This window comes from Bradyrhizobium sp. CCH5-F6 (assembly GCF_001556045.1).
In the GTDB taxonomy this organism is placed as follows: Bacteria; Pseudomonadota; Alphaproteobacteria; order Rhizobiales; family Xanthobacteraceae; genus Bradyrhizobium.
The window spans coordinates 50,207-66,496 of the sequence record NZ_LSIC01000145.1; the positions used below are offsets into that span (position 1 = coordinate 50,207).

13 protein-coding genes and 1 pseudogene are annotated in these 16,290 nt (G+C 64.9%); all 14 read left to right on the plus strand.

All coding sequences use genetic code 11. The annotated features are described in order from the left end of the window. Positions 1-4: 4 nt before the first annotated feature. Positions 5-2,080, plus strand: coding sequence for an NADH-quinone oxidoreductase subunit NuoG (gene nuoG / locus AX729_RS26060; RefSeq protein WP_061027044.1), 2,076 nt, complete (start codon positions 5-7; stop codon positions 2,078-2,080). Between the two features lie 10 nt (positions 2,081-2,090). Then, the gene (nuoH, locus tag AX729_RS26065) at positions 2,091-3,158 is read left to right on the plus strand and encodes an NADH-quinone oxidoreductase subunit NuoH (RefSeq protein ID WP_156457209.1); all 1,068 of its coding nucleotides are present in this window, start codon (positions 2,091-2,093) and stop codon (positions 3,156-3,158) included. Positions 3,159-3,172: 14 nt separating this feature from the next. After that, the gene (gene nuoI / locus AX729_RS26070) at positions 3,173-3,661 is read left to right on the plus strand and encodes an NADH-quinone oxidoreductase subunit NuoI (RefSeq protein WP_026232873.1); all 489 of its coding nucleotides are present in this window, start codon (positions 3,173-3,175) and stop codon (positions 3,659-3,661) included. A 9-nt stretch (positions 3,662-3,670) separates the two neighbouring features. Next, positions 3,671-4,309, plus strand: coding sequence for an NADH-quinone oxidoreductase subunit J (locus tag AX729_RS26075; protein WP_061027048.1), 639 nt, complete (start codon positions 3,671-3,673; stop codon positions 4,307-4,309). Further along, complete coding sequence (gene nuoK, locus AX729_RS26080) at positions 4,306-4,614, plus strand: NADH-quinone oxidoreductase subunit NuoK (RefSeq protein WP_008547737.1); 309 nt, start codon at positions 4,306-4,308, stop codon at positions 4,612-4,614. The genes AX729_RS26075 and nuoK overlap by 4 nt, the downstream gene beginning before the upstream one ends. A gap of 8 nt (positions 4,615-4,622) precedes the next feature. Continuing rightward, entirely contained in the window at positions 4,623-6,698 is a 2,076-nt protein-coding gene (gene nuoL, locus AX729_RS26085; RefSeq protein ID WP_061027050.1) for an NADH-quinone oxidoreductase subunit L, read from the plus strand. Then, positions 6,699-8,207 (plus strand): NADH-quinone oxidoreductase subunit M, encoded by a 1,509-nt coding sequence (locus AX729_RS26090; protein WP_061027052.1) that lies wholly within the window; start codon positions 6,699-6,701, stop codon positions 8,205-8,207. 22 nt (positions 8,208-8,229) lie between these two features. Then, positions 8,230-9,666 carry an NADH-quinone oxidoreductase subunit NuoN gene (gene nuoN / locus AX729_RS26095; protein ID WP_061027054.1) on the plus strand — a complete coding sequence of 479 codons (1,437 nt, stop codon included), beginning with the start codon at positions 8,230-8,232 and terminating at the stop codon, positions 9,664-9,666. 1 nt (position 9,667) lies between these two features. After that, the gene (locus AX729_RS26100; RefSeq protein WP_061027056.1) at positions 9,668-10,474 is read left to right on the plus strand and encodes a biotin--[acetyl-CoA-carboxylase] ligase; all 807 of its coding nucleotides are present in this window, start codon (positions 9,668-9,670) and stop codon (positions 10,472-10,474) included. Further along, positions 10,474-12,144 (plus strand): ribonuclease J, encoded by a 1,671-nt coding sequence (locus AX729_RS26105; protein ID WP_061027058.1) that lies wholly within the window; start codon positions 10,474-10,476, stop codon positions 12,142-12,144. Before AX729_RS26100 ends, AX729_RS26105 begins: the two co-directional genes overlap by 1 nt. 11 nt (positions 12,145-12,155) lie before the next feature. Then, complete coding sequence (mce, locus tag AX729_RS26110; RefSeq protein WP_061027060.1) at positions 12,156-12,560, plus strand: methylmalonyl-CoA epimerase; 405 nt, start codon at positions 12,156-12,158, stop codon at positions 12,558-12,560. Positions 12,561-12,568: 8 nt separating this feature from the next. Next, the gene (locus AX729_RS26115; RefSeq protein WP_061027062.1) at positions 12,569-12,844 is read left to right on the plus strand and encodes a DUF1467 family protein; all 276 of its coding nucleotides are present in this window, start codon (positions 12,569-12,571) and stop codon (positions 12,842-12,844) included. Positions 12,845-13,123: 279 nt separating this feature from the next. Next, positions 13,124-15,181 carry a metallophosphoesterase gene (locus AX729_RS26120; RefSeq protein WP_061027064.1) on the plus strand — a complete coding sequence of 686 codons (2,058 nt, stop codon included), beginning with the start codon at positions 13,124-13,126 and terminating at the stop codon, positions 15,179-15,181. Positions 15,182-15,519: 338 nt separating this feature from the next. After that, a pseudogene (locus AX729_RS26125) lies at positions 15,520-16,290 on the plus strand (hypothetical protein); the annotation flags it as partial.

A 16,290-nucleotide genomic window follows, 5' to 3' on the forward strand; every position in this document is an offset into this window, starting at 1 on the left:
AGACATGACCAAGCTCATCATCGACGGCAAAGAGATCGATGTCCCCGCCGAGTACACGCTGCTTCAGGCGTGCGAAGCGGCCGGCGCCGAGATCCCGCGCTTCTGCTATCATGAGCGGCTGTCGATCGCCGGCAATTGCCGGATGTGCCTCGTCGAGGTGAAGGGCGGCCCGAAGCCGGTCGCGAGCTGCGCATGGGGCGTGCGCGACTGCCGTCCGGGCCCGAAGGGTGAGCCTCCGGAGATATCGACCCGTTCGCCGATGGTGAAGAAGGCACGCGAAGGCGTGATGGAATTCCTTCTCATCAACCATCCGCTGGATTGCCCGATCTGCGACCAGGGCGGCGAGTGCGACCTGCAGGACCAGGCGATGGGCTATGGTGTCGACACCAGCCGCTTCGCCGAGAACAAGCGCGCGGTCGAGGACAAATATCTCGGCGCGCTGGTCAAGACCTCGATGAACCGCTGCATCCAGTGCACGCGCTGCGTCCGCTTCTCGGCGGAAGTCGCCGGCGCGCCCGAGATGGGCGCCACCGGCCGCGGCGAGGACATGGAGATCACGACCTATCTCGAGCATGCGCTGACGTCGGAATTGCAGGGCAACCTCGTCGACATCTGCCCGGTCGGCGCGCTGACCTCGAAGCCCTATGCCTTCGCTGCGCGCCCCTGGGAGCTCGGCAAGACCCAGTCGATCGACGTGATGGACGGCCTGGGATCGGCCATCCGCGTCGACACCCGCGGCCGCGAGGTGATGCGTATCCTGCCGCGCATCAATGAGGCCGTGAACGAGGAGTGGATCTCCGACAAGACCCGCCACATCGTCGACGGCCTGCGCACCCAGCGCCTCGACCGTCCCTATATCCGCGAAGCCGGCAAGCTGCGCGCGGCGAGCTGGCCCGAGGCCTTCGCTGCCATCGCTTCCAAGGCCGCGCGCACCGACGGCAAGCGCATCGGCGCGATCGCCGGCGATCTCGCCGGCGTCGAGGAGATGTTCGCGCTGAAGGATCTGCTGGCCAAGTTTGGCTCTGCCAATCTGGCGGTGCAGGGCGGCGATGCCTTCGATCCGGCGCTCGGCCGCGGCTCCTACATCTTCAATCCGACGCTCGCCGGCATCGAGCAGGCCGACGCGCTGCTCATCATCGGCGCCAATCCGCGCAAGGAAGCGGCCGTGTTCAACGCCCGCATCCGCAAGCGCTGGCGCGCCGGCGACTTCAAGGTCGGCGTGATCGGCGCCAAGGCCGATCTCACCTACGATTACGACCATCTCGGCGCGGGCACCGACACGCTCGGCGAGCTCGCGGCCGGCAAGCACTCCTTCATGGACGTGCTGAAGAACGCCAAGCACCCGATCATCCTGGTCGGCGGGGGCGCCGCCTCGCGTCACGACGGCGCGGCGGTTCTGGCGGTCGCAGCCAAGCTCGCGCTCGACGTCGGCGCGGTGAAGGAAGGCTGGAACGGTTTTGGCGTGCTGCACGAGACCGCCTCGCGCGTCGGTGCGCTCGACGTCGGCTTCTCCGCCACGGCGGGCGGGCTCAACGCCGCGCAGATGACCACGTTCGGCACGCTGGACCTCCTGTTCCTGCTCGGGGCCGACGAAATCAAGGCGCCGGACGGCACCTTCGTGGTCTATATCGGCACCCATGGCGACCGCGGCGCGCACCGCGCCGACGTCATCCTGCCGGCAGCCGCCTACACCGAGAAGTCCGCGATTTACGTCAACACCGAGGGCCGCGTGCAGATGACCGGCCGCGCCGCGTTCCCGCCGGGCGAAGCCCGCGAAGACTGGGCGATCATCCGCGCGCTGTCGGAATCGCTGGGCAAGAAGCTCGGCTACGACTCGCTTGCGGCTCTGCGCCAAGCGATCTTCAAGGCCGTGCCGCATCTGATGCGTCTCGACCAGATCGAGGCCGGCACCGCCGACCAGATCAGGAAGCTCGCAGGGAAGGGCGGCGCGCCGGAGAAGGCCCCGTTCAAGCCTCTGATCGAGGACTTCTACCTGACCAACCCAATCGCGCGTGCGTCTGCCGTGATGGCGGAATGCTCGCGCCTCGCCTCCGGGCACATGCTGACCGCAGCGGAGTGAGCGTGATCTGATGGAATTCTTCGAAAGCGCATTCTGGACCGGGTTCCTCTGGCCGCTGATCATCATGGTCGCGCAGAGCGTCCTGGTGCTCGTCGTCCTCCTGGTCGCGATCGCCTACATCCTGCTCGCCGACCGCAAGATCTGGGCGGCGGTGCAGATCCGTCGCGGTCCGAACGTGGTCGGCCCGTGGGGCCTGCTGCAATCCTTCGCGGACCTTTTGAAGTTCGTGCTGAAGGAGCCGATCATTCCGGCCGGCGCCAACAAGGGCGTGTTCCTGCTGGCGCCGCTGGTGTCGTGTGTGCTCGCGCTTGCCGCCTGGGCGGTGATCCCGACCAATCTCGGCTGGGTGATCGCCGACATCAATGTCGGCATCCTCTTCATCTTCGCGATCTCGTCGCTGTCGATCTACGGCATCATCATGGCCGGCTGGTCGTCAAACTCGAAATATCCGTTCCTGGCCGCGCTGCGTTCGGCGGCGCAGATGGTGTCCTACGAGGTCTCGATCGGCTTCGTCATCATCACGGTGCTGCTCTGCGCCGGCACGCTGAACCTCACGGCCGTGGTCGAGGCCCAGCACACGCGCGGCCTCGCCAGCCTGATCGGTCTGCCGCAGCTCACGATCCTGAACTGGTACGTCTGGCCGCTGTTCCCGATGTTCGTGGTATTCTACGTCTCGGCGCTGGCGGAGACCAACCGTCCGCCCTTCGACCTCGTCGAAGCCGAATCCGAGCTCGTGGCCGGCTTCATGGTCGAATACGGCTCGACCCCGTATCTGCTGTTCATGCTCGGCGAGTATGTCGCGATCGTCACGATGTGCGCGATGGCGACGATCCTGTTCCTCGGGGGCTGGCTGCCGCCGGTGGACCTGCCGCCCTTCAACTGGGTGCCGGGGATCATCTGGTTCTCGCTGAAGCTGTTCTTCATGTTCTTCCTGTTCGCGATGGCGAAGGCGATTGTGCCCCGCTACCGCTACGATCAACTGATGCGCCTCGGCTGGAAGGTGTTCCTGCCGCTGTCGCTGGCGATGGTGATCGTGGTGGCCGGCGTGCTGCATTTCGCCGGCATCGCGCCGAAGTGAGGGCCGTCATGGGTATCAACATCAACGCCACTGCACGCTCGCTTCTGCTGTCGGAATTCGTCTCGGCGTTCTTCCTCGCCATGCGCTATTTCTTCCAGCCGAAGCCGACGCTGAACTATCCGTTCGAGAAGGGCCCGATCTCGCCGCGCTTCCGCGGAGAGCACGCGCTGCGCCGCTATCCGAACGGCGAGGAACGCTGCATCGCCTGCAAGCTGTGCGAGGCCGTCTGCCCGGCGCAGGCCATCACCATCGAGGCCGGCCCGCGCCGCAACGACGGCACCCGCCGCACGGTGCGCTACGACATCGACATGGTGAAGTGCATCTATTGCGGCCTCTGCCAGGAGGCCTGTCCTGTGGACGCCATCGTCGAAGGCCCGAACTTCGAGTTCGCGACCGAGACCCGCGAGGAACTGTTCTATGACAAGGCCAAGCTGCTCGCCAACGGCGATCGCTGGGAACGCGAGATCGCGAAAGCGATCGAGCTCGACGCGCCGTACCGGTGAGGTGAGGGCATGATCCTTCCCGCGCTGTTCTTCTATCTGTTCGCCGGCGTCTGCGTCGCCTCGGCGGTGATGGTGATTGTCTCACGCAATCCCGTGCACTCCGTGCTGTACCTGATCCTGGCCTTCGTCAACGCCTCCGGCCTGTTCGTGCTGATGGGCGCCGAATTCCTCGGCATGATGCTGATCGTCGTCTATGTCGGCGCGGTCGCGGTGCTGTTCCTGTTCGTGATCATGATGCTCGACGTCGACTTCCTCGAGCTGCGCGAGGGCTTCATCGAATACCTGCCGGTCGGCCTCGTGATCGGCGGCATCTTCCTGTTCGAGCTGCTGCTCACCGTCGGCTTCTGGGTCATCAACCCCGGCGTCTCCAAGACGATCACGGCGGCGATCCCGGCCAATGTCAGCAACACCGAGGCGCTCGGCCTCGTGCTCTATACGAAGTACATCCACTACTTCCAGCTCTCCGGCATGGTGCTCCTGGTCGCCATGATCGGCGCCATCGTGCTGACGCTGCGCCACAAGGCGAGCGTGAAGCGGCAGGACATCAACGTTCAGAACGCGCGCACGCCCGAGATGGCGATGGCGATGCGCAAGGTGGCGCCGGGGCAGGGGCTCTCGGATGCCGACGCGGCGGAGTGGGTGAAATGACGATCGGGCTCGGACATTATCTGGCGGTCGGCGCGATCCTGTTCACGCTCGGGATTCTCGGCATCTTCCTGAACCGCAAGAACATCATCGTCATCCTGATGTCGATCGAGCTGATCCTGCTCTCGGTCAACATCAACCTCGTCGCGTTCTCGACCTTCCTCGGCGACATCGTCGGCCAGGTCTTCGCGCTGCTGGTGCTGACGGTTGCGGCCGCTGAAGCCGCGATCGGTCTCGCCATCCTGGTGGTCTATTTCCGCAACCGCGGCTCGATCGCGGTTGAGGACGTCAATCTGATGAAGGGCTGAGCTCTCAAATGGTTCAGGCAATCGTTTTCCTGCCTCTGCTCGGCGCCATTCTGGCCGGCTTGATCGCGCTGTTCGGCGCGCATGCCCGCAACCCCTCGGGCGACGAGGTCGAGCATCATGGCGATCATGGCCACGGCGCCCATGCCTCGACGGCCCATGACGCCCATGACCACGATGAACACGGTCACGACGACCACGGCCATGGTCCGACCGAGCCGCCCGCGGCCGGTTCGCGCGCGGCCGAGCTGATCACGACGGCGCTGCTGTTCGTCTCGGCGGCACTGTCCTGGATGACGCTGGTCGACGTCGGCTTCATGCATCACGACTACAGGATCCAGCTGCTGCCCTGGATCTTCTCCGGCGACCTCCAGGTATGGTGGACGCTGCGCGTCGACACGCTCACCGCCGTGATGCTGGTGGTGGTCACGACCGTGTCCTCGCTCGTGCACCTCTATTCCATCGGCTATATGGACGAGGATCCGAACCGGCCGCGCTTCTTCGGCTATCTCAGCCTGTTCACCTTCGCCATGCTGATGCTCGTGACCGCGGACAACCTCGTCCAGCTGTTCTTCGGCTGGGAAGGCGTGGGTCTGGCGAGCTACCTCCTGATCGGCTTCTGGTACCAGAAGCCGTCGGCGAACGCGGCGGCGATCAAGGCCTTCGTGGTCAACCGCGTCGGCGATTTCGGCTTTGCGCTCGGCATCTTCGCGATCTTCATGCTGGCCGGCTCGACCGATTTCGAGACCATCTTCCATGCGGCGCCCAGCCTCACCGGCAAGACCATCAATTTCCTCGGCTGGCACGCCGACGCGCTGACCCTGACCTGTCTCCTCCTGTTCATGGGCGCGATGGGCAAGTCGGCGCAGTTCCTGCTGCACACCTGGTTGCCGGACGCGATGGAAGGCCCGACCCCGGTCTCCGCGCTGATCCACGCCGCGACCATGGTCACCGCCGGCGTCTTCATGGTGGCGCGCCTGTCGCCGCTGTTCGAGCTCGCTCCGAATGCGCAGGCCGTCGTGATGTTCTTCGGCGCCACCACGGCGTTCTTCGCCGCGACCATCGGCCTCGTCCAGAACGACATCAAACGCATCGTCGCGTACTCGACCTGTTCGCAGCTCGGCTACATGTTCGTGGCGATGGGGGCAGGGGCCTACTCGGTCGGCATGTTCCACCTGTTCACGCATGCCTTCTTCAAGGCGCTGCTGTTCTTGGGGAGCGGCTCGGTGATCTACGCGATGCACCACGAGCAGGACATCCGCAACATGGGCGGCCTCTGGAAGAAGATCCCCTACACCTATGCGGTGATGGTGGTCGGCACGCTGGCGCTGACCGGCTTCCCGCTCACCGCCGGCTACTTCTCCAAGGACGCGATCATCGAAGCGGCCTACGCCTCGCACAATCCGTTCGGGGTCTACGGCTTCCTGATGACGGTCGTCGCCGCGGGCCTGACCTCGTTCTACTCCTGGCGCCTGATCTTCAAGACGTTCCACGGCGAGCCTCATGACGAGCATCACTACGAGGCCGCGCACGAGGCCCCGATCTGGATGCTGATCCCGATCGGCGTGCTCGCCATCGGCTCGTTCGTGGCGGGTCTGCCGTTCAAGGAGCTGTTCGCCGGCCACGGCATCGAGGAGTTCTTCCGCGAGTCCCTGAAGATGAACCCGCACATCATCGAGGAGATGCATCACATCCCGCAGGCTATCGCCTTCCTGCCGACGGTGATGATGGTGCTCGGCTTCCTGGTGTCCTACCTGTTCTACATCCGCCGGCCCTATTTGCCGGTCGAGCTCGCGAACACGCAGCCGATGCTGTACAAGTTCCTGCTCAACAAATGGTACTTCGACGAGCTCTACGACGTCATCTTCGTCCGTCCGGCGAAGTGGCTCGGCTATCAGCTCTGGAAGAAGGGCGACGGCTTCGTCATCGACGGCTTCGGCCCCGACGGCGTCTCGGCCCGCGTGCTGGACGTCACCCGCAACGTCGTGAAGATACAGACCGGCTATCTCTATCACTACGCATTCGCCATGCTGATCGGCGCCGCCGGCCTGATCACCTGGTTCATGTTCGGCTTTGGAGGCCAGTAAATGACGACCTGGCCCATTCTTTCGGTCACGACCTTCCTGCCGCTGGTCGGCGCGCTGATCGTCTATCTCAGCCGCGGCGATGACGAGGCGGCCAGGCGCAACTCGCGCTGGATCGCGCTCTGGACCACGCTGATCACCTTCGCGGTGTCGGTGATCCTGGTCATGCGCTTCGACCCATCGAACCCCGACTTCCAGTTCGTCGAGAAGGCGAACTGGCTCGCGACCGGCATCACCTATCACATGGGCGTCGACGGCATCTCGCTGCCGCTCGTGATCCTCACCACCGCCGTGATGCCGTTCTGCATCATCGCGAGCTGGAAGGCGATCACCAACCGCGTCCGCGAATACATGATGGCGTTCCTGATCCTGGAAACGCTGATGATCGGCACCTTCTCGGCGCTCGATCTCGTGCTGTTCTACCTGTTCTTCGAAGGCGGCCTGATCCCGATGTTCCTGATCATCGGCGTCTGGGGCGGGCCGCGCCGGGTCTATGCGTCCTTCAAGTTCTTCCTCTACACGCTGCTCGGCTCGGTCCTGATGCTGCTCGCCATCATGGCGCTGTACTGGAACGGCGGCACCACTGATATCCCGACCCTGATGCACACCGCCGTGCCGCGGTCCCTGCAGACCTGGGCGTGGCTGGCCTTCTTCGCCTCCTTCGCGGTGAAGATGCCGATGTGGCCGGTGCACACCTGGTTGCCCGATGCGCACGTCGAGGCGCCGACCGCGGGGTCCGTGGTCCTTGCCGCGATCCTCCTGAAGATGGGCGGCTACGGCTTCCTGCGCTTCTCGCTGCCGATGTTCCCGCTGGCCTCGCACGACTTCGCCCCGCTGGTCTTCACGCTCTCGGCCATCGCCATCATCTACACCTCGCTGGTGGCGTTGATGCAGGAGGACATGAAGAAGCTGATCGCGTACTCGTCAGTGGCGCATATGGGCTTCGTCACCATGGGCATCTTCGCCGGCACCATGCAGGGCGTCGCCGGCGGCGTGTTCCAGATGATCTCGCACGGCATCGTCTCCGGCGCACTCTTCCTCTGCGTCGGCGTCGTCTACGACCGCCTGCATACCCGCGAGATCGCGGCCTATGGCGGCCTCGTCAACCGGATGCCGCTCTACGCGATGACCTTCATGGTCTTCACCATGGCCAATGTGGGCCTGCCCGGCACCAGCGGCTTCGTCGGCGAGTTCATGACGCTGATCGGCACCTTCAAGGTCTCGATCCCGACCGCGTTCTTCGCCAGCTTCGGCGTGATCCTGTCGGCGGCCTATGCGCTGTGGCTCTACCGCAAGGTCGTGTTCGGCGCGCTGGTCAAGCCGTCGCTGGCGAATATGAAGGATCTCACCTTGCGAGAGTGCGTGATTCTGTTCCCGATGATCGCGCTGACGATCCTGTTCGGCGTCTATCCGAAGCCGGTGCTCGACATGTCGGCCGCCTCGGTTCAGCAACTCGTCAACAATTACAATACCGCCGTGACGGCCGTGAAGGCCGCCGCACTGCTCCCGTGATCGGGCAGATCAGGACATCGCCATGAGCTTTGAGACTGCAGGATATCAACTGGCGCCGGTGCTGCCCGAGCTCGTGCTCGCGGTCGGCGCGATGGCGCTCCTGATGCTGGGAGCCTTTCGCGGGCAGGGGACGACCAAGACCGTCACCTCGCTGGCGGTGGTGCTGCTGATCGTGGTCGGCGCACTCGTCTACATGCAGCCCGCGGGCAAGCAGGTGACCTTCGGCGGCAGCTTCATCGTCGACGACTTCGCCCGCTTCATGAAGATCCTGGCCCTGATCGGCTCCGCCGTGACGCTGGTGCTGTCGACCGAGTTTCTGTCCGATCCGTCGCGGCGCATCTTCGAATACGCCATCCTGGTGCTGCTCTCGACCCTCGGGATGATGGTGCTGATCTCGGCCGGCGACCTGATCTCGCTCTATCTCGGCCTCGAACTGATGTCGCTGGCGCTCTACGTCGTGGCGGCCGCGAATCGCGACGACGCCAAGTCGACCGAAGCCGGCCTGAAGTATTTTGTCCTGGGCGCGCTGTCCTCGGGCATGCTTCTCTACGGCGCCTCGCTGATTTATGGTTTCACCGGCACGGTCAGCTTCACCGGCATCGCTGCGGCCGCGACGGTCTCGAATGTCGGCCTGCTGTTCGGCCTCGTCTTCCTGCTCGTCGGCCTCTGCTTCAAGGTCTCGGCCGTGCCGTTCCACATGTGGACGCCCGACGTCTACGAGGGCGCGCCGACCCCGGTCACCGCCTTCTTCGCCTCCGCGCCGAAGGTGGCCGCGCTCGCCGTCTTCACCCGCGTTACGCTGACCGCATTCCCCGGCATCGTCTCGCAGTGGCAGCAGATCCTGGTGTTCGTGTCGATCGCCTCGATGGCGCTCGGCTCCTTCGCCGCGATCGGCCAGACCAACATCAAGCGCCTGATGGCCTATTCCTCGATCGGCCACATGGGCTTCGCGCTGGTCGGCCTGGCCTCCGGCACCGTCGAAGGCGCGCAGGGCGTCCTGATGTACATCGTGATCTACGTCGCGATGACGCTCGGCTCGTTCTCGGTTATCCTCGCCATGAAGCGCAACGGCCAGGCCGTGGAGCAGATCAGCGATTTCGCTGGCCTGTCGCGCACCAATCCGCTGCTCGCCTTCATGTTCGCGATGCTGCTGTTCTCGCTCGCCGGCATCCCGCCGCTCGCCGGCTTCTTCGCCAAATGGTACGTGTTCGTCGCCGCCATCAAGGCCAATCTGTTCACGCTCGCCGTCATCGGCGTGCTGACCAGCGTGGTCGGCGCCTACTATTATCTGGCCATCGTCAAGACGATGTATTTCGACGAGCCGGCCGGCCAGGTCGATCCGGTGCGCATCGAGGTGAGGACGGTGCTGGCGGTCGCGGGCCTGTTCAACCTGCTGTTCGCCGTGTTCGCAGGCCCGGTGGTGAGCGTCGCCTCCGCCGCCGCAAAGTCGCTGTTCTAGGATGGCATTCGCGCTCGGTCCTCGCGCACGTCAGGCGGGCTACAAGCTCGCGGCTTTCGAGCGGACCGGCTCGACCAATAGCGACGCGATCGAGCGCGCCCGCGCTGGCGAGCGCGGCCCGATGTGGTTCGTCACGTCCGAGCAGACCGCCGGCCGCGGCCGCCGCCAGCGCGCCTGGATCGCGCCGAAGGGCAATCTCGCCGCCAGCGTCCTCGAAGTCCTGGACGTCGCGCCAGCGGTTGCCGCCACTATCGGGTTTGCCGCCGGGCTGGCCGAGGAGGCCGCGCTCGAGAAGGTCAGCCTCGAGGCCGCGCTACGCCTCGGCGAGGGCCGTCCCCGCTACGCCCTGAAATGGCCCAATGACGTGCTGGCGAACGGCAAGAAGCTCGTCGGCATCGGCCTCGAGGCCGAGGCGGTCGGCGACCGCCTCGCTGTCGTGGCCGGCATGGGCACCAACGTCGTGGCCGCGCCGGAGGGGACGCCAACGCCCGCCGTGTCGCTCGCCGCCCTCGGCGTCCAGATCAGCGCGGAGGAGCTGTTCTCGGCCCTCTCGGACGCCTGGGTCGAGTTCCGCGGCATCTGGGACAATGGCCGCGGATTTGCCGAGATCCGGAAGCTGTGGCTCGCCCGCGCCGCCGGCCTCGGCGAGCGGGTGGCGATCCACACGGGAACGATGACGCTCGAAGGCATTTTTGACACCATCGACGACAGCGGCTGCCTGATCGTCCGCACCGCCGAAGGCCGCTGCGTGCCGGTGGCTGCGGGCGAGGTGTTCTTCGGCTCCGCCGCCTCCGTGGGAGCTGCCTGATGGCGAGACCCGACGAACTGGTGTTTGCGCCGCTCGGCGGCGTCGGCGAGATCGGCATGAACCTGTCGATCTACGGCATCGGCAACCGCCACCAGCGCGCTTGGCTGGCGGTCGATCTCGGCGTCTCCTTCGGCGACGAGGAGCATCTGCCGGGCATCGACCTGATCATGCCCGACATCTCCTTCCTGGAGAAGGAACGCAAGAACCTGATGGGCCTCGTGCTCACCCACGCCCATGAGGATCATTTCGGCGCCATCATCGATCTCTGGCCCAAGCTGAAATGCCCGATCTACGCCACCAAATTCAGCGCGGCGTTGTTCGAGGCCAAATGCGCCGCCGAGCGCAACGCCCCCGAGATCCCCGTGACAGTGGTCCCGTCCGGCGGCCGCATCGACGTCGGCCCGTTCAACGTCGAGTTCATCCCCGTCGCGCATTCGATTCCGGAAGCGCATGCACTGGCGATCCACACCGAGGCCGGCACGGTGCTGCACACCGGCGACTGGAAGATCGACCCGACCCCGACGCTCGGCAGTCCGACCGACGAGAAGCGGCTGCGCGAGCTCGGCGAGCAGGGCGTGCTCGCTTTGGTCGGCGACTCCACCAACGCCGTGCGCGACGGCCGCTCGCCCTCGGAAGCCGAGGTCGCCAGAACCATCATCGACCTCGTCAAGTCGGCCAAGGGCCGCGTCGCCGTCACCACCTTCGCCTCCAATGTTGCGCGGCTGAAGGCCGTGGCGGACGCGGCGAAAGCCGCCGACCGCGAGGTCGTGGTGGTCGGCCGCGCCATGGAGCGGGTGGTGCAGGTCGCGCGCGAGACCGGCTATCTCGACGGCGTGCAGAACTTCCGCTCGCCCGACATTTACGGCCACCTGCCGCAGGACAAGGTGCTGGCGCTGTGCACCGGCAGCCAGGGCGAGCCGCGCGCGGCACTGGCGCGCATCGCCAATGACGACCATCCCGAGATCACACTGAACCGCGGCGACAGCGTCATCTTCTCCTCCCGCACCATTCCCGGCAACGAGAAGGCGGTCAGCTCGATCATCAACAATCTGGTGCTCCAGGGCGTCGAAGTGATCACCGACCGCGACGCCCTAGTCCACGTCTCCGGCCATCCCCGCCGCGACGAGCTGCGCGACCTGATCTCCTGGGTGAAGCCGCAACTCCTGATCCCCGTTCACGGCGAAGCCCTGCATCTGCACGAGCACGCCAAGCTCGCGCGCGCCGCCGGCGTGCCGCGCGTGCTGGTCTGCCGCAACGGCGACCTCGTCAAGCTCGGCCCCGGCGATCCCGGCATCATCGGCGAGGTGCCGTCCGGCCGGCTCTACAAGGACGGCACGATCCTGGAGGATTCCAAGTCGCGCGCCGTCGTCGAGCGGCGGCGCATGGCCTTTTCCGGCTGCGCCTTCGTCGCCATCGCCATGACCGAGCAGGGCGAGCTCGCCGACGATCCCGAGGTCGATCTCGTCGGCATCCCCGACAAGAACAGGGCAGGCGAGGCCTTTGACGACCTGGTTTTCGATGCCGTGATGTCCACGGTCGAGGGGCTGCCGAAGGCGCGCCGCCGCGATCCGGACGCGCTGGCCGAGTCGGTGCGGCGCGCGGTCCGGGCCGTCATCAACGAACATTGGGGCAAAAAGCCCCCCTGTCTGGTACATGTGCTGACAGTCTAAGGGAGAGAACAATGCTGGGCCGGCTCAACCATGTCGCCATCGCGACCAAGGACGCGGTCAAGGCCGCCAGGATCTACGGCGCGGCGTTGGGCGCGCAGATTTCCGAAGCCGTGCCGCTGCCCGAGCACGGCGTCACCACCGTCTTCGCGACGCTGCCCAACACCAAGATCGAGTTCATCGAGCCGCTCGGCGAGGCCTCGCCGATCGCAAAGTTCCTCGAGCGCAATGCCGATGGCGGCATCCATCACGTCTGCTACGAGGTGGTCGACATCATCGCTTCGCGCGATACCCTGGTGAAGGAGGGGGCACGGGTGCTGGGCGACGGCGTGCCGAAGATCGGCGCCCACGGCAAGCCGGTGCTGTTCCTGCATCCGAAGGATTTTTCCGGCGCACTCGTCGAGATCGAGCAGGCGTAAGCCGCCCCATGGTCATCCAGATATCAACCTGGCTCGCGATCTACTTCGTGCTGTGGTGGGTCATGCTGTTCGTGACGCTGCCGTTCGGCGTGCGCAGCCAACACGAGGACGGCGTGGGCGCGCCCGGCACGGACCCCGGTGCGCCGATCCTGGCACGCATGGGCCGCAAGCTGCTCTGGACGACGCTGATCTCGGCGGTCGTCTTCGGCATCGGCCTGGCCGCCTATCAGGCCGGCTACCTCTCGATCGAGCGCCTGTCGAAGCTGATGGGTATGCCGTTCTAGGGCCGTGAGCCGCAACCGCCTGCAGCGGTTCTCGAAACAGGTCCCCCATCGCGACCGAGCCTGCATCTCACCTCGAATTGGCCGTGCCGCTCCGGTGGCGTGTGCGTCACACCGACCGATCGGCAGTGCCAGCCTGGTCCCGGTTCACGCCCCGGCGGCGATTTGCGCGAATCCGTCGATAACATATGTAATGATACATTTCTTTAATTTGAATGTTAATCGAGATCGCTAGAGACCGGCCACCGTCGCAGCCGCGACCGTAGCAACAGGCACTCCCCGATGAGCAATGACGATATCGACGCTGGAAACGACCACTCCGGCAGCAACAATTCCACGCGCCATTTGATCGATCGCCGCGCGGTCCTTCAGGGGGCCGCGAGCCTTTCCGTGCTGGCCCTGGGCGCAGGTGCGGCAAATGCGCAGACCGCCAGTCCGTCATTGAACAGCTTCTCGATCGCCGTGCTGCCCGACACGCAGTTCTACTCGCGCTATGCGACGACCGACGAGAGCCAGCAATTCCAGAAGGCCTACGGTTCGACGCCCTACGACGCCCAGACCCAGTGGATCGCCGACAATGCGGCGAAATATGGCATCCGCTTCGTCATCCATCTCGGTGACGTGGTCGACCAGCAGGGCAAGCCGAACCAGTGGATCGTCGCCGACGCCGCGATGAAGAAGCTGGAAAACGCCAAGGTGCCGTATTCGATACTCGCCGGCAACCATGACGTCGTTCTCGACTACGACTACCACAATCCGTGGGATCAGAACTCCGGGACCGATGCCCAGCGCAGCCTCAATTCCGAACCCTTCCTGAAATGGTTCCCGAGCAGCCGTGCCGCGCAGCAGTCCACGTTCCGCGAGCGCGACAGCAGCGGATTTCACGAATACCACATCTTCCAGGCCAACGGCGTCAAGTTCATGGTGCTCTCGCTGTCCTGGCGCGCGTCGGACGGCGCCATCGCCTGGGCGCGTGACGTGATCGATCGCAACCCGACGTTGCCCGTGATTCTTTCAAACCACCAGTTGCTGGCCATCGACAGCGACGGCCTGTCACCGCTGGAGACCGACTACGGCAAGATGCTGTGGGAAAAGCTGATCCGGGACAAGGATCAGATCTTCATGACGCTGAACGGCCATCACCATGGCGCTGCATATCTCTCGAAGATCAACAATTTCGGCAATCCGGTCCACCAGATGGTCGTCGACTATCAGATGGACTATCAGGGCGGCAACGCCATGATGCGTCTCTACGAGGTCGACTTCACCAACAACAAGATCGACGTGATGTCGTTCTCGCCGTGGGTGGTGCAGAAACCGAAGAACACGCTCAACCAGTTCGATCACGCCGAACTCACGGGCGCGAACAACAATTTCTCCATCCCGATCAACTTCAAGAGCCGTTTCGCCAAATTCACGCGGTTCAGCCCGAGCAAGACGCTGACCGGCCCGGCAATTCTGCCGACCGTGCGCGCAGACCTGCTCGCCGGCTACGTCGATCCGCCGACGCCGGCCGTGGTGCTGCCTGCGGACACCGAAGACTATCCGCATGTCGCCGACACCGTGGCGCACTGGCGCGTTCCGTCAACGGTCGTCGACGGTCAGGCCGTTCCGGTCGGCGGGATCATCCCCGACGTGGCTGGCGGCAACAATCTGGCCCGCGCGGCGCTCATCGCCTCGGCGCAGCTCGGCGACGTCGTGTGGACCACGGACAAGCATCGTCTGTCCTCGGCCGCCGGCAGCGTGGTGTTTCTGAACACCGACAATACGGTCGGTCGTCTCAACGCGTTTCTCACGGCGGCGGGCGCATCGCTGAACGGCCGCAGCTTCTGGAACGGCTACACGGTCGAGGCCTTCGTGAAGATTCCGGCCGGGTGGACCGCGAACCTGCACAAATGGGGCAATATCCTCGGCCGCGTCGGAAACCGCGGCAACGTCCCCGGCAATTATTGGGGTGGCGATCCGGAGGCGTCGAGCGTTCTGTTCGCCATCTCGAACCTGCGTGAAGTGCAGTGGGAGGTGGTGCCTGCCTCCGTCTCGCATTATGCGCAGACGAACTGGTCGGGCGAGATCATTCGCGACACCTGGTATCACGTCGCGATCGTGAACGATCCCGCCACGCTCACGACCACGATGTACATCGACGGCGCACCGGTGCTGCGCAATGTGGGCAATGCGGCGATCGGCTTGCGTTCGCAGAACTCGCCTCAGCCCTGGATCCTCGGCGCGGGCTGGTGGGACGGCGTTCTGGCCGACGGCTTCTTCGGCGCGGTCGGCGAGATCCGCATGGTCTACCGTCCGATCGGGCCGAGCGAATGGCTGACCGCACGGCGGACCTGAGGACACCATCTCCGACCGTCACTGCGCGGAGTTCGCTGGTGCGAACTCCGCTTCGCGGGGCCGCGTCTTCCGAGGGCGATGCTGCCGTCGGAGCGCGGCCTTTGTTGTTCTGGACTGACGCGGCCCGCGAAAAATGGGCGGCTTCTTCCTCTCGCGCGGCGATCGTACGAGCTGAAGTCTGCATCCAGCGCGGTCTTGGATAATAACGAATCGTTCACATAAAACATAACGTACTATCAAAAATATGATAAGCTGCGATGCAATACGGACGCTCTCGCAACCTGTTGCCGCTGCGTTGTGCGCAGCCGGCCCCGTTTGAATGAAAGCGATCCAGTCCTATGGCTGCTCCCGTTGTAAATGTCGGCTCCGAATTCTCTGTGAACACCAACGCGACCGGCGCCCAGCAGGCGCCCACCTTCACCGGTCTCGCCAATGGCGGCTTCGTGGTGACGTGGGATGATTCCAGCGGGTCACTGGGAGATGCCAGCGGCACCAGCATCAAGGCGCAGATCTATGCCGCCGACGGCAGCAAGGTCGGGTCCGAATTCCGCATCAACACCGAGACCGACGCAGATCAGCTCGCGCCCGTGATCACGGGCCTCTCCACCGGCGGCTTCGTCGTGTCCTGGTTCGACAACAGCCAGACGCTCGGCGACGGCGACGGCACCAGCATCAAGGCCCAGGTGTTCGGCGCCGACGGTGCGCAGGTCGGATCGGAAACGCTGGTCAATACCGCGACGGCCTATTCGCAGTTCTCGCCGACCGTGTCCGCACTGAGCAATGGCGGCTTCGCCATCGCCTGGACGGACGACAGCGGCGAGGGCGGGGACGACGAAGGCACCAGCATCAAGCTGCAGGTCTTCGCGGCCGACGGGAGCAAGTCGGGCCCCGAATTGCTCGTCAATTCCGAGACCGGCGGCGACCAGGCCAATGCAAAGGTGACCGGTCTTTCCAATGGCGGCTTCGTCGTGACGTGGGAAGATTCCAGCGCCACGCTCGGCGACGCCGCCGGCACCAGCATCAAAGCCCAGATCTTTGCGGCGGATGGAAGCAAGGTCGGCTCCGAGCAACTGGTCAATACGGCGACCGCTTCAGACCAGTTGAAGCCG

Bases quoted from the DNA above. Each gene is read 5' to 3' on its own strand.
- nuoG (WP_061027044.1), top strand. From the start codon at position 5: ATGACCAAGCTCATCATCGACGGCAAAGAGATCGATGTCCCCGCCGAG.
- nuoH (WP_156457209.1), top strand. From the start codon at position 2,091: ATGGAATTCTTCGAAAGCGCATTCTGGACCGGGTTCCTCTGGCCGCTG.
- AX729_RS26075 (WP_061027048.1), top strand. From the start codon at position 3,671: ATGATCCTTCCCGCGCTGTTCTTCTATCTGTTCGCCGGCGTCTGCGTC.
- nuoK (WP_008547737.1), top strand. From the start codon at position 4,306: ATGACGATCGGGCTCGGACATTATCTGGCGGTCGGCGCGATCCTGTTC.
- nuoL (WP_061027050.1), top strand. From the start codon at position 4,623: ATGGTTCAGGCAATCGTTTTCCTGCCTCTGCTCGGCGCCATTCTGGCC.
- AX729_RS26090 (WP_061027052.1), top strand. From the start codon at position 6,699: ATGACGACCTGGCCCATTCTTTCGGTCACGACCTTCCTGCCGCTGGTC.
- nuoN (WP_061027054.1), top strand. From the start codon at position 8,230: ATGAGCTTTGAGACTGCAGGATATCAACTGGCGCCGGTGCTGCCCGAG.
- AX729_RS26100 (WP_061027056.1), top strand. From the start codon at position 9,668: ATGGCATTCGCGCTCGGTCCTCGCGCACGTCAGGCGGGCTACAAGCTC.
- AX729_RS26105 (WP_061027058.1), top strand. From the start codon at position 10,474: ATGGCGAGACCCGACGAACTGGTGTTTGCGCCGCTCGGCGGCGTCGGC.
- mce (WP_061027060.1), top strand. From the start codon at position 12,156: ATGCTGGGCCGGCTCAACCATGTCGCCATCGCGACCAAGGACGCGGTC.
- AX729_RS26115 (WP_061027062.1), top strand. From the start codon at position 12,569: ATGGTCATCCAGATATCAACCTGGCTCGCGATCTACTTCGTGCTGTGG.
- AX729_RS26120 (WP_061027064.1), top strand. From the start codon at position 13,124: ATGAGCAATGACGATATCGACGCTGGAAACGACCACTCCGGCAGCAAC.